Source organism: Methylobacterium persicinum (genome assembly GCF_022179525.1).
Taxonomy (GTDB): Bacteria; Pseudomonadota; Alphaproteobacteria; order Rhizobiales; family Beijerinckiaceae; genus Methylobacterium; species Methylobacterium persicinum.
In genome coordinates this window covers 102243-119343 of sequence record NZ_BPQX01000012.1, presented here as the reverse complement: position 1 = coordinate 119343, position 17101 = coordinate 102243, and the positions used below count along the sequence as shown (strand labels likewise).

Below are 17101 nucleotides of genomic sequence, written 5' to 3'. Positions count from 1 at the left end.
TGAGGCCTTCGAGGCCCGCTGGCGCGGGCGCCTTAGGATGAGGGTGGGGCAGGGGAGGCCGGTGGCTATCCGGCTTCCGGCAGCCTCGCCCCCGATACCTGCGCGTAGAGCCTTGCCACGGAGGCGTCGTCGTCCCGGCCCATGCCGGAGCCGGAGGCCATCAGGAACATCTGCAGAGCGGCCGCCGCCACCGGGACCGGATACTTCTCCGCCCGGGCCATGTCCTGCACGATGCCGAGGTCCTTCACGAAGATGTCCACCGCGCTCCGGGGCGCATAATCCGCGTCGAGGATGTGCGGCACCCGGTTCTCGAACATCCACGAATTGCCGGCCGACTTTGTGATCACCTCGTAGACGCGCTTCAGGTCGAGGCCCTGCTTCGCCGCGAAGCTCATCGCCTCGCAGGCGGCGGCGATGTGCACCCCCGCGAGCAGCTGGTTGATCATCTTGAACGCCGCGCCCTGGCCCGCCTCGTCGCCGAGTTCGTAGACCGTGCCGGCCATGGCGGTGAGGGCGTCCCGCGCCCCTGCAAAGGCCGCCTTCGAACCCGAGGCGAGGAAGGTTAGCTCGCCCTCCGCGGCGCGCACGGCGCCGCCGCTCATCGGCGCGTCGAGGTAATGGCGGCCAGTCGCCTCCAGCCGGGCCGCGAGGCGCCGGGCGACGGCCGGGTCCATGGTCGCGGAGGAGACGAACACCGCCCCCTCCGGCATGGCCGCCGCCGCGCCGTCCGGCCCGAACAGCACCGCCTCGGTCTGGGCGGCGTTGACCACCACCGCGACCACCACGGCGGCACCCTTCGCCGCCTCGGCGGGGGTGGATGCCGCCTCGCCGCCGGCCTCCCGGAAGCGGGCGACCGCTTGCCCGTTCACGTCGCAGGCCACCACCGAAAACCCCGCCCGCAGGAGCGAGGCCGCCATGCCTGAGCCCATCGAGCCCAGGCCGATTACCGCCGCGCGGCGCTGTCCGTTGTCCGTCATCGCGCCCTCCTCACTTGTTCACGAGGCGGGGCGGCACCGCGAACACGCAGGCCGCGCCCAGCACCAGGGTGATCGCCAGCACGTACATGCCGGCGGCGGTGCTGCCGGTGTAGTCGCGCAGGGCCCCGATGGCGTAGGGGCCGGCGAAGCCCGCGAGGTTCCCCACCGAGTTGATGAGCGCGATGCCCGCCGCCGCGCCCGCGCCGCTGAGGAAGGCGGTCGGCAGCGACCAGAACAGAGGCGAGCAGGCGAGCACCCCACCCGCGGCCACCGACAGCGCCGTGATCGCGACGACCGTGTCCGTGCTGGCGGCCGAGACCACGAAACCCACGGCGCCGATCAGGGCCGGGCCGATCAGGTGCCAGCGCCGCTCGCGGAAGTGGTCGGCACTGCGCCCGAGGCCCACCATCACCACCGTCGCCACGAGGAACGGAATGGCGCTGACGAGGCCGATGTGGAAGTTGCCCTGGATGCCGGACGCCTTGACGATGGTCGGCACCCAGAAGGCCAGCCCGTACTGCCCGGCCACGAACAGGAAGTAGATCAGGCTCATGAACCACACCCGCCCGTTGCGGAAGACGGTGGCGAGGGAGTGGGGGCTGTCGGTCTTGGTGCGGTCCTCGGCGGCGATGTCCCGCTCCAGCACCTGCCGCTCGGCGGGGTCGAGCCACTTGGCCTCGGAGGGCCGGTTGTCGAGGTAGAGCAGCACCGCGATGCCGACGAGCACGGCGGGCACCGCCTCGATCAGGAACATCCACTGCCAGCCGGACAGGCCGTGGGCCTCGTGGAACGCGTCCATGATCCAGCCGGAAAGCGGGTTGCCGAACACGCCCGAGATCGGGATCGCCGCCATGAAGACGGTGATGACCCGCGCCCGGCGGTGCGACGGGAACCAGTTCGTCACGTAGAGGATCACCCCCGGATAGAACCCGGCCTCGGCGATCCCGAGGAGGAAACGCATCGCGTAGAACGTCGTCTCCGAGTTCACGAACAGGAACGCCCCGGAGATCAGCCCCCAGGTGATCATGATCCGCGCGATCCAGACCCGCGCGCCGACCTTGTGCAGGATGATGTTCGAGGGCACCTCGAACAGGAAGTAGCCGAGGAAGAAGATGCCGGCGCCGAGCCCGTAGGCGGTCTCGGAGAAGCCGAGTTCCTTCGACATCTGCAGCTTGGCGAAGCCGACATTCACCCGGTCGAGATAGGCGACGATGTAGCAGAGCATCAGGAACGGCACGAGCCGCCAGAAGACCTTGGAATAGGTCCTGTCGATGAAGCTCTGCTCGGTGGGCGCGGCGCTCCCCGGCGCCGTGGCGGCCTGGACGGGCATCTCTTGGTTCCTCCCTCGCCCCCGCGTTGCGAGGGCTCGATCCGCCGTTCGTGCGACGGCTTCTGCCGTCCTATAACGCGATTTGAACAGCGTGGGGATAACTCCTACAAAAGAATCGGCGATCTGTAGCGCGCTTGTTAAAGGGATACTGCATGAGCGAGGAAGCCCGCCTGCGGGAAGAGATCTGCCGCTACGGCCGCTCGCTGTTCGAGCGCGGGCTGACGCCTGGATCGTCGGGCAACATCTCGCTGCGCCTGCCCGACGGCGGCTGGCTCGTGACGCCGACCAACGCGTCCTTAGGGTTCCTCGACCCGGCGCGGATCTCCCGCCTCGACGGGGCGGGACGGCTCCTCTTGGGGGACAAACCGACGAAGGAGATCCCCCTCCACACCGCCCTCTACGAGAGCCGGGGGACGGCCCGGGCCATCGTCCATCTGCACTCGACCCATGCGGTGGCGGTGTCGATGCTGCCGGAGATCGATGCGAAGGCGGTGCTGCCGCCCCTGACGCCTTATTACCTGATGCGCACCGGCGGCACGGCGCTGGTCCCCTACTTCCGCCCAGGCGACCCGGCGGTGGCCGACGCGATCCGCGGGCTGGCCGGTCGGTATGCCTCGGTGCTGCTCGCCAACCACGGCCCGGTGGTGGCGGGCGAGAGCCTGGAAGCGGCGGTCTTCGCCACGGAGGAACTGGAGGAGACGGCCAAGCTCTATCTCCTGCTGCGCAACCTCAACCCGCGCCACCTCTCACCGGGGCAGGTGCAGGATCTGGTGAGCCATTTCGGGCTCACGCTGCCCGAGCATGACGGGCACGATCACGGGTGAGGGGGGACCTTGTCCCCCCTCGTGGACGGCAAGGTGCCGTCGAACCCACCCCCCGCCTCATCCTGAGGTGCCCGCCTCGGCGGGCCTCGAAGGAGGGCTCCAGGGATCGCGGAGCTCACTGGAGCCCTCCTTCGAGGCCCCCGCTGCGCGCCGGCACCTCAGGATGAGGGCAGAGGGGTGGGACTAGTCGCCAGCCGCCGGCTTTGTCTTCTCCGAGGCGGCGCTGCTCTGCGTTCGCAAGGACGGGGAGGGCGGTGGAAACGCCGCCCTACCCCTCGATCTTCGAGAAGTCCGCCACCTCCTGCGTCGCGGCGCGCAGCGCGTTGAGCAGCGCGAGGCGGTTCTCGCGGAGCTTCGGGTCGGGGGCGTTCACCGTGACGTCCGTGAAGAAGGCGTCGACGGGGGCGCGCAGCGTCGAGAGGGCTCGCATGGCGCCTGAGAAATCCTCGGCCTCCACCGCCTTCGACGCTTCGGCGCGGGCGGTCTGCAACGCTGCGGCGAGCGCCCGCTCGGCCGGCTCGCCGGAGGCGGCGAGGGCGGCATCCGGGGCGGCGTCGTAGGCGCGGCCGTCCTTCTTCTCCTCGATGCGCAGGATGTTGGCCGCGCGCTTGTAGCCCGCCAGCAGGTTCTTGCCGTCCTCTGTCTCCAGGAATTTCTGGAGCGCCTCAACCCGGCGGACGATCAGAAGCAGGTCGTCCTGGCCAGGCAGGGCGAAGACCGCGTCCACGAGGTCGTGCCGGGCGCCCTGATCGCGGAGATAGACCTTCAGGCGATCGGCGAAGAAGGCGAGGAGGTCGGCCGGATCGGCACCCGCCCGGGCGCCGAGCCCCCGGTCTGCAGCGCCGAACCGGTCCAGCAGGCGCAGGCGCAAGGACCGGTCGAGGATCAGCCGGATCACCCCCAACGCCGCCCGCCGGAGCGCATAGGGATCCTTGCTGCCCGTCGGCTTCTCGTCGATGGCCCAGAAACCCACCAGCGTGTCGATCTTGTCGGCAAGCGCCACGGCGATGGCGACGGGGTCGGTCGGCACCCGGTCGGTGGGGCCGAGGGGCTTGTAGTGGTCACCGAGCGCCGTCGCGACGCTCGCCGGAAGTCCTTCCAGCGCCGCGTATTTCGCGCCCATCAGGCCCTGCAATTCCGGGAACTCGCCGACCATCTCGGTGACGAGGTCGGCCTTGGCCAGCCGTGCCGCCTGCTCGGCCTGCGTCGGATCGGCGCCGACCAGCGGGGCCAGCTCCTTCGCCAGCGCCGCGATGCGCTGGACGCGCTGCCCCTGCGTCCCGAGCTTCTCGTGGAAGACGATGCTGTCGAGCTTCGGCAACCGGGCTTCGAGCTTCGTCGCCTTGTCGGTCTCCCAGAAGAACTTCGCGTCCGAGAGCCGCGCCCGCACCACCCGCTCGTTGCCGGCGGTGATGGCGAGCCCGCCGTCGCTGGCCATCAGGTTCGAGACGAGGATGAAGGCCGGAGCCAGGTCTTCGGAGCCCGATTGGCGCAGCACGAAGCACTTCTGGTTGGCGCGGATCGTGGCGCGGATCGCCTCGGCGGGGATGTCGAGGAAGGCGGCGTCGAAGGAGCCGAGCAGCACCACCGGCCATTCCACGAGGCCGGCGACCTCCTCCAGCAGGCCGTCGTCCTCGACCAGTTCGAGGCCCCGGGCGAAGGCGAGGTCCCGGGCATCGTGGAGGATCACATCCTTGCGACGGTCGGCGTCGAGGATGACCTTCGCCTTCTCCAGCGCCTGGATGTAGTCGTCGAAGCGGCGGACCTCGATGGCGCCGGGCGCCAGGAAGCGGTGGCCGTAGGTGGTGGTGCCGGCCTTGATGCCGCCGACCTCGAAGGGGACCACCTCCGGCGTCTCGGTCTCGGGGCCGAAGGTCGCCACGATGGATTGGAGCGGGCGCACCCAGCGCAGGCTGCCCGGCTGGGCCGAGGCCGCGCCCCAGCGCATCGCCTTCGGCCAGGGGAAGTTTTTGATAATCTCCGGCAGGATCTCGGCCAGCACGTCCAGCGTCTCGCGGCCGGCCTTCTCGATCACCGCGAGGTAGAATTCGCCCTTCTTCGGGTCGGTGACCGTGGTCGCCTGGTCGAGGCTCGTCAGTCCCGCGCCCTTCAGGAAGCCCTGGATCGCGGCCTCGGGGGCGCCGACCCGGGGGCCGCGCCGTTCCTCGCGCACGGCCTCGCCCCGGGCCGGCAGGCCGGCGATATGGAGGGCGAGGCGCCGGGGCGTCGCGAAGGCCTTGGCGCCCTCGTAGAGGAAGCCTCGCGCCACGAGGGCGTCGGTGACGAGCTTCCGGAGATCCTCGGCCGCCCGCCGCTGCATGCGGGCGGGGATCTCTTCCGAGCGGAGTTCGAGCAGGAGGTCGGGCATGGCGCGGCCATATCGCCGCGCCGCACCCCTGTCGAGGGTGCGGGAGCGGTTACCGCGCCTCGCCCTTCAGGATGGTCGAGAGCTGCCACTTCTGGTCGCCGATAGCGTGGGCGTCGGAGACCTTCCAGCCGCCATCCTCGCGCACGAGGTCGTAGACGATGGATTTCGAGCCGTCGCCGCCCTTGCGCTCCACCGTGACCTTCGCCTGATCCTTGCCCTCCGTGGCCTCCTTGAAGGTCAGGGCCTTCACGGTATCAGGCTTCATGGGCTCGCCGTTGAGGCGGAAGTCGAAATCGAGGTTGCCGGTGGCGCCGTTGGCCTGCTTCGCGTCCGCATCGAACAGGGACTGCAGGCGCTTCGTGTAGACAGCCGAGTGATTCGGGTGGGGCTCGGCATAGAGCTTCTTCACCACGGCCTCCGGGCCGGGCTCGGCGGCGAGGGCGGGGGCGAGGCCCAGCGCGAGGAGGCCGAGGGCGAGGGCGGTCTTTTTCATGCTGCGGTTCCCGCGTCTGCGGACGCGCCCGGGGCGCGCCGATTGGCGGGGCTGCAACGCACGAGGGCGCAAGGGGCTCCCCGTCACGCCGTCACCGTCATTGCGAGCGCCGCGAAGCAATCCAGGGATGCGCCACGCTCTGAGGCGTTCCGCTGCCCTGGGTCGCTTCGCGGCGCTCGCGATGACGGCGCGGGGCGAGGCGAGCGGCTTGCGGCCGGTCAGGCCCCCCCGGCTGCCGTCTTCAGCCACGCCGCGCCGCAGGCCTTGGCGAGTTCGCGGACCCGCAGGATGTAGCTCTGCCGCTCGGTGACCGAGATGACGCCCCGCGCGTCGAGCAGGTTGAAGACGTGGCTCGCCTTGATGCACTGGTCGTAGGCCGGCTGCACGATGCGGTGACGCTCGCCCTCGGCGGGGGCACCCGCGTCGAGATAGGTCCGGCAGGCCGTTTCCGCGTCGGTGAACTGGCGGAACAGCATCGCCGTGTCGGCCGCCTCGAAGTTGTGGCGGGAATATTCCTGCTCGGCCTGGAGGAACACGTCCCCGTAGGTGACCCGGTCCTCGCCCTCGGCGCCGTTGAAGTCCAGGTCGTAGACGTTCTCGACGCCCTGCACGTACATGGCAAGCCGTTCGAGGCCGTAGGTCAGTTCCCCCGCCACGGGGGCGCATTCGAAGCCCGCGACCTGCTGGAAATAGGTGAATTGGCTCACCTCCATCCCGTCGCACCAGCATTCCCAGCCGAGCCCCCAGGCGCCGAGCGTCGGGCTCTCCCAGTCGTCCTCCACGAAGCGGATGTCGTGCAGCCTCAGGTCGACGCCGATCGCCTCCAGGGAGGCAAGGTAGAGTTCCTGCAAATTCGGCGGATTCGGCTTCAGGATCACCTGGAACTGGTAGTAGTGCTGCAGCCGGTTCGGATTCTCGCCGTAGCGCCCGTCCTTCGGGCGGCGGGAGGGCTGCACGTAGGCGGCCTTCCACGGTTTCGGCCCCAGCGCCCGCAGGGTGGTGGCCGGGTGGAACGTGCCGGCGCCGACCTCCATGTCGTAGGGCTGCAGGATCACGCAGCCCTTGGCCGCCCAGAACTCCTGCAAGGCCAGGATCAGCCCCTGGAAGGACTTTTTCGGATGGGGCGCGGCGCTCGGCATGGTCGGTCGGGGCTTTCGGACTCGGCCGGGGGTCTAGGAGAGCGGGGCGGCGGGCGCAAGGCGCCTGGGCCGCGATGCAGGTCCGGCCCACGACAGGGTGCATGTCCCCTGATCCAAGGATCACACGCCCTGTCATCGACCTTTTCCCGTGTGAAAGCAGTAAGTCTTTCACCACTGAAGGTGCACGGAACCTTTGCGCGTGCCGTTCTGCTTAGGGGACCCGGCTGAGACGGCACAGGGCGACGGAACCTGCGCGCCAATGGTCAAGTTATGTCTGCAACCAGGGGAAATCCGGCGCCCTCGTGCTGCCGAATGTTGCGGACCACCGACGATGAACCAGTCTTTCGCCCGCCGTCACCTCACCCTCGTCGCCACCCTCGCCCTCTCGGCGATGGCCGCCACGCCCGTCGTGATGGGCGCGACCCGGGCGCTCGCGACCGCCGACGATCCCATTGCCACCGCCACGTTGCGGGTCGAGCCGGTGGAGGTCGCCGCCGTCTCCCCGGCGCCGGTCCCGGCCTGCCAGCACAAGGTGCGGGTCGTCTACGGCAGCTACGGCACGCCGGAGGGCTGCGCCGCCCGCTGATCGCCCGCTGAACCCGCCTTCGCTCAGGCGGATGGCCCTCAGCCGTGGCCGGCGGATTCGCCGCCGATCTGCCGGAGATGGAGTTCCTCGAGGTCGAGTTCGGCCTCGAGGGTCCGCAGCACCGAGCTGTGGACCACCCCGTCCCGGTGGAGGGCGATGAGGGCCTTCCGCCCCGCCTGAACCGCCGCGAGGGCTGCCATGAAATGGGCGTCGCGCTCCGGCTCGGCCGCCTGACGTTCGTCGCGCAGACGCGACGTGGCCCAGACCCGAAGCCGGTACTGCTCTACGAGGCGAGGATGGCGGTGAGCGCCTGTCTCGGGCTCCTGCAGGCTCTCCAGGACGGAGAGGGCCGCTTGGTTCACCGCCACCCGGGCCATGCTGGCATCGAGGTGCCCGTCCGGCAGACTCGCGCCCCCGCCGAGGCGCAGGCGGCGGATCAGTGGCCCCAGGGTGGTGCCCTGTACCAGCACCGTGAACAGGATCACCGCGAAGGAGGCGAGCAGGATCGGGTCCCGCCCGGGGAACCCGAGGGGCAGGGCAAGCGCCGCCGCCAGGGTGACGACGCCGCGCATCCCCGCCCAGCCGATCACCAGGGGAATCGCCGGGCTGAGGGGCGGCGGCGCGTCCGACCGCCGCCGGGCCAGGATCTGCGAGAGGTGGACGGCGGGAAACACCCAGGCGAGGCGGGCGACGACGCAGGCCGCCGTGGTGGCGAGGGCCAGGGGCAGGCCGGCGAGCACGGCATCCTCGCTGCCGCCCATCCGGGTGAGTACGCCCCGGAGCGCCAGCCCGATCAGCACGAAGACCAGCGCCTCCAGGAGGAACACCACGAATCCCCAGACGGCCAGCGCGTGGGTCCGGGTGCGGGCGTCGAAGGTCTCGTGCTCGCGCCCCCCCAGCATCAGCCCGCAGGCCACCACTGCCAGCACCCCCGAGGCATGGATCTCCTCGGCCGCGAGGTAAGCGAGGTAGGCGACGAGGAAGGTCACCACCGTCGTCGCGTCCGTATCCTGCAGGCGCCCGATCGCCCAGTTGGCGGCGAAGCCGAGGGCCACTCCTACCGCGATGCCCGCCGCGGCGAGCCACGCGAAGCTGCCGAGCGCCGCGAAGGCGTCGAAGGCCCCGGTCAGGGCGGCGGCGACGGCGAAGCGGTAGAGCACGAGGCCGGAGGCGTCGTTGACCAAGCTCTCGCCCTCCAGCACCGTCACCGTCTTGCGGGGCAGGGTCACCCGCGCCAGCACCGCCTTGGCCGACACGGCGTCCGGCGGGGAGACGATGGCGCCGAGTGCGAAGCACGCCGCCCAGGGCAGGCCCGGCACCACCCAGTGGGCCACCAGCCCGACCACCAGGGTCGTGAACATCACCGCCCCCAGCGACAGGGACAGGATCGGGCCGAGGGAGGCGCGAAAGTCCCGCCAGACGGTGAAGTAGGCCGATTCGAGCAGCAGCGGCGGCAGAAATAGGCCCATGATCAGGTCCGGGTCGAGGTCGAAGGCCGGAAGGCCCGGCGCGAAGGCCAGGGCCATGCCGCCGACCACCAGGGCGGCGGCGGGGGGAAGGCCGAGCCGGGCGGCGGCGAGGGACAGGACCAGGGCCGCACTCAGCAGCGCGAGGACCAGTTCGAACAGCGCGACGGGCGTCATGCCCAAGCTGTGGACTGCGGGCCCGCGCCGGGCAAGCGGGGCGTTTCCCGCACCCCAGATGCCATCGGCGCCCCACCCGCGACGGCGACGGGCGTCAGAGGGCCCCTTCGCGGATCGCGCCGGGGTCGGCCAGGGCGTGGAGCAGCCGCGCCGCGCTGTGCGCGAAGCGCAGGGTCACGGCCTTGCGCCGGGCGCCGCTCAGGGCATGCTCCGGCGCCTCCCGGAGAATCGCCGCACCGTAGGCGTCGGCGACGATCAGGCCGCATTCCTCCGGGATCAGATCCTCGGGGACGTCGTCGGGGATCGCGAAGAAGAAGCGATCGCAGAAATCCCGGTAGTCGGGCCATTTCCGGTCGGCACGGAAGTCGGCGACGCTCGACTTGATCTCCACGATGGTGAGCCGGCCCGCCCCGCACAGGGCGATCACGTCGGCCCGCCGGCCGTTGACGAGGGAGAATTCCGGCAGGGTCACGCAGCCCATCTCCGAGAACAGCCGCCGCACCCCGCGCTGGATGCGCAGGGCGGTGGGCGACTGGCGCCGGTCCGGGGGAAGGACGAGGGAAGGCTCGGCGGAGGTGGTCGTGGAGATCTCGGCGGAGATCTTGGGAAAAGCGGTGGCTGTCATCTGCGAATCGGTATCGTGCCGAATCGGGACATCCTGATGGCTTGGGCCGGTGCCGTCACCTGCGGCGCGGCACCACGCGGTTCAGCGGTCGAACCACGCGAGCAGCCCCGCGCCGGGGGCGAGGAGCACGAAGGCCCACACCGCCGCCGAGGTGACGTTGGCGAACTGGAAGGGCAGGCGGGCCATGCCGAGCACGCCGGCCAGCAGCGGCACCAGCGCCCGCGCCGGGCCGAAGAACCGCCCGAGCGCCACGGCGGCCACGCCCCAGCGGCCGATGAAGCCCTCGGCCTTCAGGGTCATCGCGGGATAGCGGTTGAGGGGCCATTTCTGCTTGGCCCCCGGCCCGAGCCAGCGCCCGACTTCGTAGGACAGCCAATCCCCCGTCGCCGCCCCCAGCGCCGCCCCGATCACCACCGGCCAGAAGGCGAGCCCGGCCCCGCCGATCAGCGCCCCGACCGCCATGAGGATCACCGTCGCCGGCACGAACAGCGACAGCACCGCCACCGATTCGCAGAAGGCGAGGACGGCGGCGATGACGGGCGTCCAGGCCTTGTGGGTCTCCACGAAGGCGAGCGTCGAGTCCTTAAGGGCTTCGATGTCCATGCGCCGGAATAATCTCCTTGGGTCGGTCCCATCTGATGCGCGGATGCCGAGGGGACAAGGGATCATCGCCCGGCACGGGGCATGGGTGCTTCGTCGCCACCTCCCTTTCGAGGACTGGGTCCCGCTCGCCCTCCTCGACAAGAATCCGCAGGTGGTCCAGGAGCTTCCCGGCGAGGCCGCCTGAGTCCCGAGTGCCGGCCTGCCTGGAGCCGCCCCGGTGAACGTCCTCTCCATCCAGTCCCATGTCGCCTACGGCCATGTCGGCAACGCCTCGGCGGTGTTTCCGATGCAGCGGCTCGGGGTCGAGGTGTGGCCGGTCCACACCGTGCAGTTCTCCAACCACACCGGCTACGGCGCGTGGCGGGGCGAGGTCTTCGCCGCGCAGACCATCCGCGACGTGGTCCGGGGTGTCGGCGAGCGCGGGGCGCTCGCCCGGTGCGACGCGGTGCTGTCGGGCTACATGGGTTCGGCCGAGATCGGCGAGGCGATCCTGGAGGCGGTCGCCGCCGTGCGGGCCGAGAACCGGGACGCGCTCTATTGCTGCGATCCAGTGCTCGGCGACACGGAGGAGGGGGTCTATGTCCGCCCCGGCATCACCGAATTCATGCGCGAGCGGGCGGTGCCGGCCGCCGACATCGTCACCCCCAACCAGTTCGAATTGAACCTCCTCACCGGCCTCCCGAGCCGGACCCTCGGGGAGGCGAGGGCCGCCGTCGCCGCCCTCCAGGCCCGGGGGCCGCGGGTGGTGGTGGTGACCTCGGCCGCCACGGACGACACGCCCGCCGATCGGATCGACCTGCTGGCCGGGGAGGGCTCCCGCCTGTTCCGGGTGCGGACCCCGCGCCTCGACCTCGCCATCAACGGCGCGGGCGATTGCATCGCCGCCCTGTTTCTCGTCCACTACGCCCGGGAGCGCTCCGCCGCCCTCGCCCTGGCGAAGGCCGCGGCCTCGGTCTACGGCCTCCTCCGGCGCACCGCCGAGGCGGGATCGCGGGAGATCCTCACCGTGGAGGCACAGGACGAGTTCGTCGCCCCCACCGCGACCTTTGCCGCCGAGGCGGTCTGACCGCCGCCCCTCCTCCGTCCCTGTCCCGCGAAACGAGGTCCCGTCATGAGCCGCCGCCGCTTCGCCACCCTCGACGTGTTCACCGGGACGCCGCTCGCCGGCAACCCCCTCGCGGTGGTCCTCGACGCGGAGGGCCTCGACGGGGCGACGATGCAGGCCGTCGCCGGCGAGTTCAACCTGTCGGAGACGGTCTTCGTGCTGCACCCGGCCGACCCTCGGCACCGGGCGCGCCTGCGCATCTTCACCCCCGCCCGCGAGTTGCCCTTCGCCGGCCATCCTACCGTCGGCACGGCAGTGCTCCTCGCCCTCCAGGATCCGCCCGGCGCCGACGCCCGCGCCTTCGGGCTGGAGGAGGGGATCGGCACCGTCCCCTGCCTCGTCGAGATCCTGCCGGACGGGACGGGGGGCCGCGCCCGGTTCAGGCTTCCGGCGATGCCCGAGTTTCTCGGGCCGGGGCCGGAGCCGGCGGTGCTGGCGGAGCGCCTGGGGTTGGCCCCGGCGGAGATCGGCTTCGGGCGCCACCAGCCAAGCCGGCATCGGACGGGGCCGTCCTTCACCTGTGTGCCGGTGGCTTCGGTGGAGCGCCTCGATGCCGTCCGCCCTGTGGCGGCGCCGGAGGAGGGCGACGGGCTCTATCTCTACGCCCCCGATCCGGAGGGGACGGGCCTCGCCTTCCGCACCCGGATGTTCGCCCCGCGGATGGGCGTGCCGGAGGATCCTGCCACCGGTTCCGCCGCGGCGGCCTTCGCCGGGGTGCTCATGCAGTTCGAGGCGCTCGGCGACGGGACCCACGACGTCGCCATCGCCCAGGGGCAGGCCATGGGCCGCCCGAGCACGATCGCCCTGCAGCTCGTCATCGAGTCCGGCGCCCTGCGCGCCGTGGAGATCGGGGGCTCGGCGGTGCTCGTCTCCGAGGGGACCCTGCGTGTCTGAGGGCCTCCGGACGACCCGGCTCACGGGGATCGAGGGCCGCCTCGTGTACCATGAGTGGCCCTGGGCGCGGGACCATGCAGAGGCCATCGCGGCTCACTGGGCCCGGCGGCAGGCAGAGCGCCCCGCCCTGTTCGACGGGGTCGTCCTCCTCTCCTGCGCCCATGCGGTCGCCGACGGGCTCTGCCGGATCGACCTGTTCGAGACGCGCTATTCCCACTTCATCGCCTATCGCGATGGGGGCCGGTTCGGCGGGGACGTCGCCAACGCCTTCGCGGCGATCGTGCCCTGGAGTGCCGACGGGGCGGTTCTGGTGGGCGAGATGGGCGCCCACACCGCCACCGCCGGCCAGCTCTACTTCCCCTGCGGCACCCCCGACCGGGACGACGTCCGCGGGACGGCGGTCGACCTTGCCGGCAGCGCGGCGCGGGAATTCACCGAGGAGACCGGCCTGTGCCTGCCCGAGGGCGCCCCGGAGGAGTGGATCCTCCTCGAAGGGGAGGGGCAACTCGCCTTCCTGCGCCCGGTGCGCTTCCCCGATTCTGCCGACATCCTCCTGGCCCGGGCGGAGGCCCACCGCCGGACGGAGGCCGAGCCGGAACTCGCCGGCTTCCGTGTCCTCCGCGGGCCCGCCGACCTCGACCCACAGCGCATGCCGGGCTTCGTGCGGGCCTATCTGGCGGGCGCGTTCTGATGCCCGATCCGGTGGCCCCCAGGCTGCCGGATCGGCGGCTCCGGGCCCACGCCGGAGAAGGGGGGCGGCCGCCACGCGTCTCGCTTTCTCTCCGATGCCGTCAGCTTGAAATCTTCTTGCCGCTTGTCTTGGAAATACGGAGGATCGTTTCGTTGACGATGCTTTCGCAAGCAATACCCTCGGCCGTCCAGCATCGCTGCACCTGTGATGCACAACCATACGACGGACGATATGACCTTCGCCTTCCGCCTTCGCGTGATCGGACGCCGCATCGCGGCATCGCTTCTCGCCGCCTCGGTGCTGTCCGCGGCCCCTGCGGCGGCCGATGAGACGATCGTCCTGCGGGTCGGAGACCAGAAGGGTGGCAACCGATCCCTCCTCGACATCTCCGGCTACGCGAAGGATCTGCCCTACCGGATCGCATGGTCCGAATTTCCGGCCGCCGCCCCGATCCTCGAAGCCCTCAACGCGGGGGCCCTCGATGTCGGCTATACCGGCGACCTGTCGTTCCTGACGGCCTACGCGGCCGGCGCGCCGATCAAGGCGATCGGCGGCACGAGGGCGGTGGCCAGGACGCAGGCTATCCTCGTCCGCGCGGGGTCGCCGATCCGCTCGGCCGCCGATCTCAAGGGGAAGCGCCTCGCCGGCACGCGGGGCGGATGGGGGCAATTCCTCATCGCGGCGACTCTGGAGAAGGCGGGGATCGCGCCGGAGGAGGCCACCTTCGTGCCCCTCGGTCCCGTGGACGCCAAGGTCGCGCTTCTCGCCGGCTCGGTGGATGCCTGGGCCGTCTGGGAGCCCTACGTCTCCTTCGCCATGCTGAAGGACGGGGCGCGCGTGGTCGCCACCGGCGAGGGCCTGACGCCGACCATCACCTTCATCACCGCCTCGGACAGCGCGATCGCCACCAAGCGGGCGGCCCTGCGGGACTTCGTCGAGCGCCTGAACAAGGCGCGGGCTTGGTCCCTCGACCATCTCGCCGACTATGCTAGGTCGACGGCCGAACAGACCAGATTGCCCGAAGACGTGCTCCTCGCCGCCTACACCACCCAGCGCACCAGCCCGATCGCGATCGATGACGGCGTGGTGAGGGACGTGCAGGCCGCCTCGGACCGCGCGACGCGCTATGGCATCCTGCCCCGCACGCTCGATGTCGGCCGCGCGGTCGATCGCAGCTTCACGGCGCCGGCCTCGCAGTGAGGCCTAGCCGTCGGTCGGGGACAAGCCGGGATCCCTCCCCGCAAGGGGGGAATCGTCGCGCCGTGCCCCGCCCTTCGCTTCCTCGAGTGCCAATTCCGCCGTCGCTTCGCGCGCGCTCGCAATGACGGTGGGGGTGTCGGGGCTTGCGCGATCCGCCACGGCCACCCTCACCAAATTTTCGCGGCGGCGCGGGAGCTTCGCCGTGTCAGGCACGTTCCCGGAATGCCCCTGCCGCGGCGCCGGCAGGCGGAGCACCGGAGACCCCATGTCCGATTCCCCCCGTTCCACGTTCCAGGCCCGTGCGGCCCGCTCGCGCATCCTGGAGGGGCTGCCCTACCCGCTCGGTGCCACTTGGGATGGCCTTGGGGTGAACTTCGCCCTGTTCTCGGCCCACGCCACCAAGGTCGAACTGTGCCTGTTCGACGACCAGGGCGAGCGCGAGATCGAGCGCATCGAGCTGCCGGAATACACGGACGAGATCTGGCACGGCTACCTGCCCGACGCCCGCCCCGGTACGATCTACGGCTACCGGGTCCACGGCCCCTACGAGCCGAAGGCCGGGCACCGGTTCAACCCGAACAAGCTGCTGATCGACCCCTACGCCAAGGGCCTCGTTGGCTCCATCACCTGGAACCCGGCCCTGTTCGGCTACAAGATGGAATCGGGGGACGACACCACCTTCGATGACCGCGATTCCGCCGCGTATACCCGCCGCTCGCGGGTGATCGACCCGGCCTTCACCTGGGGCCGCCACCAGAAGCCCAACGTGCCCTGGGAGCGGACCATCTTCTACGAGGCCCATGTGAAGGGCCTCACCAAGCTCCACCCGCGGGTGCCCGAGAAGCTGCGCGGGACCTATGCCGGCCTCGGCACACCGGAGGTGCTCGACTACATCAAGAGCCTCGGCGTCACCTCGGTCGAATTGCTGCCGGTCCATTCCTTCGTGCAGGACGACTACCTGCAGGAGAAGGGCCTCGTGAACTACTGGGGCTATAACACCATCTCGTTCTTCACCCCCGCCCGGCGCTACGCGGCGGTGCCGGACTTCGCCTTCTCCGAGTTCAAGGAGATGGTCTCCCGCCTGCACGGGGCCGGGCTCGAGGTGATCCTCGACGTGGTCTACAACCACACCGCCGAGGGCAACGAGAAGGGGCCGACCCTGTCGTTCAAGGGCATCGACAACGCCTCGTACTACCGGCTCCTGCCCAACGAGAAGCGCTACTACATCAACGATACCGGCACCGGGAACACCTTCAACCTCTCCCACCCGCGGGTGCTGCAGCTCGTCACCGATTCGCTCCGCTACTGGGCGACCGAGATGCGGGTGGACGGCTTCCGCTTCGACCTCGCCACCATCCTCGGCCGGGAGCCCTACGGCTTCGACGAGGGCGGCGGCTTCCTCGACACCTGCCGCCAGGACCCGGTGCTGAACTCGGTCAAGCTCATCGCCGAGCCGTGGGATTGCGGCCCCGGCGGCTATCAGGTCGGCGGCTTCCCGCCGGGCTGGGCCGAGTGGAACGACCGGTTCCGCGACGACGTCCGCGGGTACTGGAAGGGCGATGGCGGCCTTCTGCCGGACATGGCCGCCCGCGTCAGCGGTTCGGCGGACAAGTTCGACAAGCGCGGGCGCAAGCCCTGGGCCAGCGTCAACTTCCTCACCGCCCACGACGGCTTCACCCTGCACGACACCGTCGCCTACAACGACAAGCACAATGAGGCGAATGGCGAGAACAACCGCGACGGGCACTCGCACAACCTGTCCTACAATTACGGGGTCGAGGGCCCGACCGACGATGCCGGCATCCGGGCGGTGCGGCTCCGGCAGATGCGCAACATGCTGGCGACGCTGTTCCTGTCCCGGGGTACGCCGATGCTGCTGGCCGGCGACGAGTTCGCCCGCACGCAGAGGGGCAACAACAACGCCTATTGCCAGGACAACGAGATTTCCTGGCTGGACTGGGGGGCCATCGCGGACGAGGAGCGGGACCTCGCCGAGTTCACGCAGCGCGTGATCATCCTGCGCAACGCCCTGCCGATCCTCAACCGCGGCCGCTTCCTGACCGGCCGCTACGACGAGGAGTTCGGCGTCCAGGACGTGACGTGGCTGCGTCCGGACGGGGGCGAGATGGCGCCCGAGAACTGGAACGACGGCGGCGCCCGCAGCTTCGCGGTACGCCTCGACGGCCGTGCCCAGGCAACGGGCCTTCACCGGCGGGGAGGGGACGCGACGCTCCTCCTGCTGTTCAACGCCTACCACGACCTCGTGACCTTCACCCTGCCGGAGACGGTGGGGGGCGAGGCCTGGACGCGGCTCCTCGACACCAACCTGCCCGACAGCCAGGATGCGGAGAGCTTTGCCTTCGGCCAGCCCTACGAGGTGACGGGTCGCTCGCTGCTGATGTTCGTGCTGAAGCCGGAGGACACGCCCGGCGACGCAGCGACGGAGATGGAGCGTTCGTACCAGCATGTGATGCAGGCCTTCGAGCGCGCGAATGTGGAGCGTGTCCGCTTCCATCTCGACGACGAGGCGTGACGGCGAAAACGATCACGCCGCATTTTAATGGGGGGCGTGCCTTGCGCGATGCCCCCCGCGCAGGATACAGCACCGGCCCGCGAGGCCCGA

At 70.5% G+C, this 17101-nt stretch carries 16 protein-coding genes; 8 read left to right on the top strand and 8 right to left on the bottom strand.

Features of this window, described 5'->3' with window-relative positions; all coding sequences use genetic code 11:
- Window positions 1–65: 65 nt before the first annotated feature.
- Window positions 66–977: an L-threonate dehydrogenase gene (ltnD, locus tag MFF22_RS04395; RefSeq protein ID WP_238247706.1), complete on the bottom strand. Its 912-nt coding sequence runs from the start codon at window positions 975–977 to the stop codon at window positions 66–68.
- A 10-nt stretch (window positions 978–987) separates the two neighbouring features.
- Window positions 988–2307, bottom strand: coding sequence for an MFS transporter (locus MFF22_RS04390; RefSeq protein WP_238247705.1), 1320 nt, complete (start codon window positions 2305–2307; stop codon window positions 988–990).
- Window positions 2308–2459: 152 nt separating this feature from the next.
- Between MFF22_RS04390 and otnC the strand changes: the two genes are divergently transcribed.
- Window positions 2460–3131 (top strand): 3-oxo-tetronate 4-phosphate decarboxylase, encoded by a 672-nt coding sequence (otnC, locus tag MFF22_RS04385; RefSeq protein ID WP_238247704.1) that lies wholly within the window; start codon window positions 2460–2462, stop codon window positions 3129–3131.
- 268 nt (window positions 3132–3399) lie between these two features.
- Here otnC and glyS read toward each other — a convergent pair whose 3' ends face one another.
- The 3 genes from glyS to MFF22_RS04370 all read right to left on the bottom strand — a co-directional run bounded on the left by glyS (window position 3400) and on the right by MFF22_RS04370 (window position 7131).
- A complete protein-coding gene (gene glyS / locus MFF22_RS04380; protein ID WP_238247703.1) occupies window positions 3400–5499 on the bottom strand; it encodes a glycine--tRNA ligase subunit beta in 2100 nt (699 codons plus the stop codon).
- Between the two features lie 49 nt (window positions 5500–5548).
- The gene (locus tag MFF22_RS04375) at window positions 5549–5992 is read right to left on the bottom strand and encodes a nuclear transport factor 2 family protein (protein ID WP_238247702.1); all 444 of its coding nucleotides are present in this window, start codon (window positions 5990–5992) and stop codon (window positions 5549–5551) included.
- Between the two features lie 218 nt (window positions 5993–6210).
- Entirely contained in the window at window positions 6211–7131 is a 921-nt protein-coding gene (locus tag MFF22_RS04370) for a glycine--tRNA ligase subunit alpha (protein WP_238247701.1), read from the bottom strand.
- Window positions 7132–7462: 331 nt separating this feature from the next.
- On the opposite strand from MFF22_RS04370, the gene MFF22_RS04365 reads away from it, so the two are divergent.
- On the top strand, window positions 7463–7717 hold the full coding sequence (locus MFF22_RS04365) for a hypothetical protein (protein WP_238247700.1): 255 nt from the start codon (window positions 7463–7465) through the stop codon (window positions 7715–7717).
- Window positions 7718–7755: 38 nt separating this feature from the next.
- Here MFF22_RS04365 and MFF22_RS04360 read toward each other — a convergent pair whose 3' ends face one another.
- From MFF22_RS04360 to MFF22_RS04350, 3 genes are all read right to left on the bottom strand, one after another.
- On the bottom strand, window positions 7756–9360 hold the full coding sequence (locus tag MFF22_RS04360; RefSeq protein WP_238247699.1) for a Na+/H+ antiporter: 1605 nt from the start codon (window positions 9358–9360) through the stop codon (window positions 7756–7758).
- A gap of 94 nt (window positions 9361–9454) precedes the next feature.
- Window positions 9455–9985 (bottom strand): MmcB family DNA repair protein, encoded by a 531-nt coding sequence (locus MFF22_RS04355; protein WP_238247698.1) that lies wholly within the window; start codon window positions 9983–9985, stop codon window positions 9455–9457.
- An 81-nt stretch (window positions 9986–10066) separates the two neighbouring features.
- A complete protein-coding gene (locus tag MFF22_RS04350) occupies window positions 10067–10588 on the bottom strand; it encodes a DedA family protein (RefSeq protein WP_238247697.1) in 522 nt (173 codons plus the stop codon).
- Window positions 10589–10631: 43 nt separating this feature from the next.
- On the opposite strand from MFF22_RS04350, the gene MFF22_RS04345 reads away from it, so the two are divergent.
- The 6 genes from MFF22_RS04345 (at window position 10632) to glgX (ending at window position 17011) form a co-directional block, all read left to right on the top strand.
- On the top strand, window positions 10632–10772 hold the full coding sequence (locus MFF22_RS04345) for a hypothetical protein (protein WP_238247696.1): 141 nt from the start codon (window positions 10632–10634) through the stop codon (window positions 10770–10772).
- 33 nt (window positions 10773–10805) lie between these two features.
- Window positions 10806–11654 carry a pyridoxal kinase PdxY gene (pdxY, locus tag MFF22_RS04340; protein ID WP_238247695.1) on the top strand — a complete coding sequence of 283 codons (849 nt, stop codon included), beginning with the start codon at window positions 10806–10808 and terminating at the stop codon, window positions 11652–11654.
- Window positions 11655–11699: 45 nt separating this feature from the next.
- Complete coding sequence (locus MFF22_RS04335; RefSeq protein ID WP_238247694.1) at window positions 11700–12587, top strand: PhzF family phenazine biosynthesis protein; 888 nt, start codon at window positions 11700–11702, stop codon at window positions 12585–12587.
- Entirely contained in the window at window positions 12580–13278 is a 699-nt protein-coding gene (locus MFF22_RS04330; RefSeq protein WP_238247693.1) for an NUDIX hydrolase, read from the top strand. The genes MFF22_RS04335 and MFF22_RS04330 overlap by 8 nt, the downstream gene beginning before the upstream one ends.
- 231 nt (window positions 13279–13509) lie before the next feature.
- On the top strand, window positions 13510–14478 hold the full coding sequence (locus MFF22_RS04325) for an ABC transporter substrate-binding protein (RefSeq protein WP_238247692.1): 969 nt from the start codon (window positions 13510–13512) through the stop codon (window positions 14476–14478).
- Between the two features lie 265 nt (window positions 14479–14743).
- A complete protein-coding gene (gene glgX, locus MFF22_RS04320; RefSeq protein ID WP_238247691.1) occupies window positions 14744–17011 on the top strand; it encodes a glycogen debranching protein GlgX in 2268 nt (755 codons plus the stop codon).
- The last annotated feature ends 90 nt before the right edge of the window (window positions 17012–17101 follow it).